This window comes from Protofrankia sp. Cas3, from assembly GCF_963555955.1.
In the GTDB taxonomy this organism is placed as follows: domain Bacteria; phylum Actinomycetota; class Actinomycetes; order Frankiales; family Frankiaceae; genus Protofrankia.
In genome coordinates this window covers 89,042-95,517 of the sequence record NZ_CAUVXP010000004.1, presented here as the reverse complement: position 1 = coordinate 95,517, position 6,476 = coordinate 89,042, and the positions used below count along the sequence as shown (strand labels likewise).

Below are 6,476 nucleotides of genomic sequence, written 5' to 3'. Positions count from 1 at the left end.
GCCGCGGCAGGCGTCGGCGAGCCCGTGCAGACTGCGCGCTTCGCCATAAATATGACCAAAAGCGGTGAAGATCTCAAGACTGCGGGTGAACCGTTCGGCGGCGAGGTCGAGGTGATCGCGTGCCGCGCCGTTCGCGTTGATCGCGGGCTGGCTGTCCGGGTCGGTGCCAGGGGCGCCCAGACGCCAGGACGCCTCCTCGAAGGCGAGGACGATGTCCCGGTCGCCGAGACTGCACAACATGGTGGCTTCAGCGAGCGGGTCGCCCGCCCGGCGGGCCGCCGTCAGGCCCTGGCTGTGTGTCTGATCCCAGTCGTCCCAATGGCCGTTGAATTCGTAGAACTGGGTGGCCGCTGCGGCCAGCCGCCACGTCATCTCGTCGAGCTTCAGCGTGGCCGCCTGCTCGATCAGGAGATGAAGGTTGACGCGTTCGATACCGAACCAGACCAGTGGCCCCGCGAGCAGGGCGGAGACGGTGTCGATCTCGTCTGCCGGCGCACCGGGCGCAACCGGGTTGTCGGTCGTGCGCGGCCCACCGGGTGAGAAGGCCGCGGTGGCGCGGTCGACGACGGTCAGGTACGCCGAGAGCAGCCTGGTCAGGGAGGTGCGCAGATCGTCATGGGCGGTGTTCACCGGCTCTGGGCCGACCGGCTCTGGGCCGACCGGCTCTGTGGCGGCCCCAGCGGTGTCGTCATGCTCCGCCGGGCTGCCGGCAGTGCGATCCGCCGGGCTGCCGGCAGTGCGAGGAGAAGCCTCATCGCGTTGCCGCTGGCCGGTCTGGCGTTCCCGCGCGAATACCCGCATCAGGTCGTGGAAACGGTATCGGGTCTGCCCGGTCTGGTCGGGACCACGTCGTTCCAGGAGCTGGGCGTCGGCGAGGCGGTCAAGGACGTCCTCGGCCTCGTCGCCGCCGATGCCGAGCAGGGCCGCCGCGGCCCAGGGCGCGAAGTCGACGACGTTGGGGAGGGCGAGCAGTCGGAAGGCCTGGCGTTCGTCCTCCGGCCGACCATCGTAGCTCAGTGCGAAGCTGGCTCGGACCTCGAGGTCACCCAGTTCCAGCCAGGACAACCGGTCACGTTCACTGGTGAGTCGGCCGGCGACGCGGGCCAGGCGCCAGTGTGGGTGAGCGGCAATCTTGCGGCCGGCGATCTTGAGTGCCATCGGCAAATAGCCACAGAGCCCGGCGATGTCGCGGACGGCCTCGGGTTCGGCCTCGACCCGCTGGTCACCGGTGAGTTTCGCCAGCAGCGCGACGGCTTCGGTGGGGTGCAGGACGTCGATTGTCCGGTGATAGGCGTCCAGGCTGTGCAGCCGGGAGCGGCTGGTGACGATGACCGCGCAACCGGGAGTGGTGGGCAGTAACCGCCGGATCTGAGCCTCGTTGGCGGCATTGTCCAGGACGATTATCATGCGTTGATTGGCGAGAAGGCCGTGGTACATCTCCACAAGATCGTCTGGGTCGGTGGGCACCGCCGTTCTGGTCACTCCAAGTGCCTGGACGAGCCGGGTCAGTACCCGGGTCGGCTCCAATGGAGACTGCATGTTGCCCCGCAGGTCGAAGAACAGGCTCGTGTCGGGGAAGTGCTCGCGAACCTGGTGGGCCAGGTGGACTGCCAGCGCGGTCTTACCTGCTCCGGGCTTGCCGGCGATCGCTACGACGACGGTGCTTTTGGCCAGGGCGTCCGGGTCGGTCAGCGCGGTGAGGATCCTGGTCCGGATGCTGTCGCGGCCGGTGAAGTCCTCGACATCCGGCGGAAGCTGGTAGACCCCGAGGCTCGGTGGCGTCGGTCTCGTCGGGCGTTCCAGCGCGCGTGGCGGCGTCCAGTCCAAGCTGGCCGATCCCCGCAGGAGGTCCTCCTGCAGACGGCGTAGCGGAGTTGCGTCCAGACCGTGGGAATGCAGGGCCTCGAGCCCTTCGCGGCATGCCTGCGTGGCATCGTCGGACCGGTCGGCCCGGTACAGGGCGATGATGAGATCTCTGCGCAGTCCGTCGTCGCGCGGGTACTGGGTGACCAGTGCCCGAAGGTCGCCGATGATCTCCCGGTGGCGACCGAGCGAGAGGTCCGCGGAGATCCGCGTCCGCAGGACGTCGCGGTGCAGTTCATCAAGGCGCTGGATATGGGCGGTGGCAAAGGAGTACTCGGCGACGTCGGCGAGTGGCTGACCGCGCCACAGGCCCTGGGCTGCCTGTAACGGGGCGATCGCGGCGACCGGATCCCCGTCCTCGACGGCGCGGCGACCCTGATCGAGTAGGGCGTGAGCCTGGGTGGCGTCGACCTGTTCGGGACTGACCCGAAGCGCGTATCCCGGGCCGTTGCGGACGAGGAGGCGGTTGCGTTCGGTCGGGTCGAGTCGGCGGCGCAGCTCGCTGATGTGTGTCCGTAAGGTCGCCGACGCCCCGTCCGGGGGAGCGCCGTCCCAGACCGTATCGATCAGCTGACGGGTTGTGACGATCTGACCGATGTTCAACAGCAGGACCGTGAGTAGCACTTTCCGCTGTTTTCCGCCAAGAACGATCCCATTGCCGTCACGGGTGACCTCGGTGGGCCCCAGGATTGCGAAATGCAGGTTCTCTTCGTTCGGCATGTGACCTTCTCGCGCTGATCCCGTCCGGCTACGGTATCTGGCGATACCCGCTTGCGGGTCCGCGCTTCTTCGGGCTGCCGGCGACACGGCCATGTCGCCGGCGACTTTGGCGAGGGCGACGATCGTGCTGCCTTTGGCCTACTGGTACAGCGTGCGTCGTGTGCGCCACTGTGGCAACCACTTCGCGTCCCTGGGTCGAGTCGGGTGGACGACTGCTACCGTGCAAAGTATCGCGGGTTCTTTCGCTTTCGGCTCGTGTGGGTCCTGCCGCCGATTCCACATTACCATCAACGGAGCGTCAATTTTCGCTGTGAGCGTGTGTGTACGACTGGTTGATGGCTGCCTGCTTCGCTTGTTCCATACAGGCCTGTTCGTACGGGGCCGAAGGAACAACAGGAAGGTGTGCCGATCATCATGGACACATCGACGAAGGGGATGCTACAGCCGGGACTTCTGCATGAGGTGGCCCTGGATGTCGTCGACGGTAGGCTGGGCTGGGTCATGCTCGTCGCGGATGACAGCCGCGTTGCCGCGATTCTCGCGGACTGGGATGACCGCCGCCGGGTTGAGTTGATGGTTGCCGGTCGGCCACTGGCGCTGGAAGCCGATCTTGATGGCCCGGGGATACGGGTGTTCGATCCCGTGACGTGTATTCCGCTGGCTGCCTTTCGGCCGGCGCGGCGCGGTGGCGGCGGCATGGTCGAACTTCCTGGTACCCGCGCGGTGCGTTGGGTCGTTCCCCGTGGGTCCGTCTTTGAATGCGGCTTTCTGAGCAGATACGGCGGCGGTCTCATCCGGTTCGCGCGCGACTGCACGGCGCTGGTGCTCGTGGACGACGATCGTCGTCGGCGCGGGGGTATCCACGATCCGTTGGTTCTGCTGACCCTGGGTTGGTTTCTGCTGCTGAAGGACCAGTGGCGGCGTGATCGTGGTTCTTCCGCGCCGCCGGCGGCCCGGATTACTGAGGTCCGGGTATGCGAAGCACCGCCCGGTCCGCGCTCTGACAGCGGTCGGCCTGTCGTGCCGCGTACGGAACGACCCCTTCATCGGCCCGAAGGACCGCGATCGGGAGCGCGTTCGTAGCCGCTTCGGGTGGGGGGCGTCGCCCTGCGCCCTGGGTGGTCCGCTGCGGCCGACGATGTTGACGGATCTGGCTCGGGTGAGGTTTACTTCTTCCAGTGCTCGAACATGCGTTCGACACATGGAAGGGGTGGTCATGAGCCGGCGGACTGTTGACCAACGCGCTACATTTTCCGTGTCTGCTCTGACGCGGGAGCGTCCTGACGTTCGAACGGCGCTCCCGGCCGCGGGGCTGCCCCGCCGTTCCCGCGACGAGCTGCTCTTGGCCGCGCGTCACGGCCTTGACGAGGCAAGCCTGGCCCAGCTTCCCGGGGAGCGGTACGCCCTGGCCCATCTGGCGGCGCTGCGTGCTGCCGCGGCTGTCCTCGCCGATCGGGCTCAGGCCCGTCCCGGTCATCGTGGTCGGCCGGCGAGTGCCTGGCGGCTGCTTGCGATGGTGGCACCTGAACTGACGGAGTGGGCGCAGTTCTTCGCATCCGGTGCCGCCAGGCGGGCGGCGGCGCAGGCGGGTCTGCCGGTGGTCGATACCCGCGATGCCGATGACCTGGTCCGCCAGGTTGAAACCTTTCTCACGGTGGTGGAAACAACGTTGGGCCTGCCGTCACAGCCTGCGCTGCCGGCCATGCTTGTCGGGTCAGCCAGACTGGCCCGAGGCTGAAGGCCGCTTTGACCAAGACGGCTACCCTGGCCGATCTCCAGAAGATCGTGAATGCCGACGCCCCACATACGCGTCGGGTTGGGGCGACCGGCTACCGGCTGCTGCCGGTAGCGCCCGCACTCGCGTCGATGCTGCCAGCGGCTGGGCTTCGACGTGGGTCGACAGTCGCGGTGAGTGGATCAACATCTTTTCTTCTGGCAGTGCTCGGCGTGCCCTCACAGGCCGGGGTGTGGTGCGCGATGGTGGGCTTTGCCTCGCTCGGTGTGGTGGCGGCGGCCGATGCCGGGATCGTGCTGGACCGTTTTGTTCTTGTGCCGGAGCCGGGCCAGCGGTGGCAGGCGGTGACGGCTAACCAGGTTCTGGCCTGTACACAGGCGGCCCGGTCGTTCGGGGTGCGCCCGGGTCTGCGTCGCCGGGAGGCCCAGGGCCGGTGTCCGAGCCTGGTGGTTCTGCCTGACGACCCCGGCAGGGATGCCCGTGTGTTTGAGCCGGTCATCGCCGCGGTCGAGTCCGTGGTACCCGGGGTTGAGGTGGTCCGTCCGGGCGAGTGTGTGGTCGCATCCGGCGGGGCCACGCGTTACTTCGGTGGAGACGCGGCCGTGGCCCGTGCCGTGCATGGCGCGGTGTCCGGGGCTGGTGGCCTCGCATGCGGGGTAGGTGTCGCGGACGGGCCGTTCGTCGCCGTGCTCGCCGCTCATCGGAATGTGATTGTCAAACCGGACGCAAGCCGGGATTTTCTCGCTTCGTTGCCCGTCGAGACGCTCAGGCGCCCAGAACTCGCGGACCTCCTGCGTCGGCTGGGTCTGCCGACCAGTTGCGGCGGGCGATGGGGTCGAAAAGAGCGTCGGAACGCATCGAACGCCTCCGGGCCAGGATGTATGAAGGCATGGCTGCGAACGGTGTTACCGGCCGGACCGCGGAGGATATCTACGACAAGATCGCCGCATTTGCCGACTTCGGATTCCCGGAAAGCCATTCGGTAAGTTTCGCCTTCCTCGTCTACGCCAGTTCATGGGTGAAGCTCTACTATCCTGCGGCCTTCTGCGCGGCGCTGTTGAACGCGCAGCCGATGGGGTTCTACTCGCCGCAGAGCCTGGTCGCGGACGCCTGTCGCCATGGGGTCGTGATCCACGGTCCCGACGTCAACCTGTCGCTGGCCCGGGCTACGCCGGAAGGAACGTCCGCTCAGGGTGGGGCGGTGAGTGCCCGCGACAGCGGCGGTCCTGTAGGCGACCTGCGGCTGGTCGTGGACCAGCCGGCGGTTCGGCTGGGCCTTGCCGGGATCCGGCAGGTTCGGTCCACGACGGCCGAACGCATCGTCGCCGAGCGCCGCGCCGGAGGTCCGTTCGTCAGCATGTCCGACGTGGTTCGCCGGAGCGGGATCAGCGCCGCTCAGGTGGAGGCGTTGGCCACAGCCGGAGCGTTCGACTGCTTCGGGCTGGCTCGACGTGAGGCGCTGTGGGCCGCCGGGGCAGTTGCGCAGGCCCGTCCGGATCGGCTTGAGGGCACTGAGATCGGTACGGCTGTGGCGACGGTCGCACCCTTTTTGCCGGGTATGAACGGGCTTGAGCGGGCGATGGCCGATCTGTGGGCGACCGGGATCACGCCGGACAGCTATCCCACGCAGTTCATCCGTGATCGTCTGGACGCGCTGGGCGTCCTGTCCGCAGTGTTGGTGCGTGCGGCGGAGGCGGGCACCCGGGTTCTCGTCGCCGGTGTGGTGACACACAGACAACGACCGGAGACCGCTGGTGGCACGATATTTCTCAACCTGGAGGACGAGACCGGAATGGTGAACATCATCTGTTCCCATGGCGCCTGGGTGCGCTACCGCCGGGTGGCCAGGACCGCGCCGGCGCTGATGGTACGGGGACGGCTGGAGAAGGCCGAGGATGTGGTGAACGTCATCGCCGAGCGTTTGGATCGCTTGGCGCTGGCGATCCCCACGAACGATCCGGGGACTTCGGCCTCCGGCGATGCGAGAAGAACCACGATCGCATCGCCTTTGGGCTTTAGGTCGCGGGATTTCCGGTGACTCGCCGCGTCCCTCGTGCCGGTCGCTCGTGGCTGCCGACGACGGGGGCGTTGTGTGAGGTTCGCCGGCAGGTGACGACGGGAGGATGGCGGCCCGCGGCTACCCTGCCGCATGAGACGT

3 protein-coding genes and 2 pseudogenes are annotated in these 6,476 nt (G+C 67.6%); 4 read left to right on the top strand and 1 reads right to left on the bottom strand.

Features of this window, described 5'->3' with window-relative positions:
* Positions 1-2,583: AfsR/SARP family transcriptional regulator (locus tag U9983_RS01825; RefSeq protein WP_322752350.1), on the bottom strand; the 2,583-nt coding region annotated here is incomplete at its 3' end.
* A 414-nt stretch (positions 2,584-2,997) separates the two neighbouring features.
* On the opposite strand from U9983_RS01825, the gene U9983_RS01820 reads away from it, so the two are divergent.
* The 4 genes and pseudogenes from U9983_RS01820 to U9983_RS01805 form a co-directional block, all read left to right on the top strand.
* Positions 2,998-3,666 carry a hypothetical protein gene (locus tag U9983_RS01820; protein WP_322752349.1) on the top strand — a complete coding sequence of 223 codons (669 nt, stop codon included), beginning with the start codon at positions 2,998-3,000 and terminating at the stop codon, positions 3,664-3,666.
* Positions 3,667-3,799: 133 nt separating this feature from the next.
* Entirely contained in the window at positions 3,800-4,321 is a 522-nt protein-coding gene (locus U9983_RS01815) for an SAV_6107 family HEPN domain-containing protein (protein WP_322752348.1), read from the top strand.
* Between the two features lie 128 nt (positions 4,322-4,449).
* Positions 4,450-4,956: pseudogene (locus U9983_RS27630) on the top strand (hypothetical protein); the annotation flags it as partial.
* 158 nt (positions 4,957-5,114) lie between these two features.
* Positions 5,115-6,356: pseudogene (locus U9983_RS01805) on the top strand (OB-fold nucleic acid binding domain-containing protein); the annotation flags it as partial.
* Between the last annotated feature and the right edge of the window lie 120 nt (positions 6,357-6,476).

What these genes read in the sequence shown, in the direction of transcription:
- U9983_RS01820 (WP_322752349.1), top strand. Translation starts at nt 2,998, where the DNA reads ATGGACACATCGACGAAGGGGATGCTACAGCCGGGACTTCTGCATGAG.
- U9983_RS01815 (WP_322752348.1), top strand. Translation starts at nt 3,800, where the DNA reads ATGAGCCGGCGGACTGTTGACCAACGCGCTACATTTTCCGTGTCTGCT.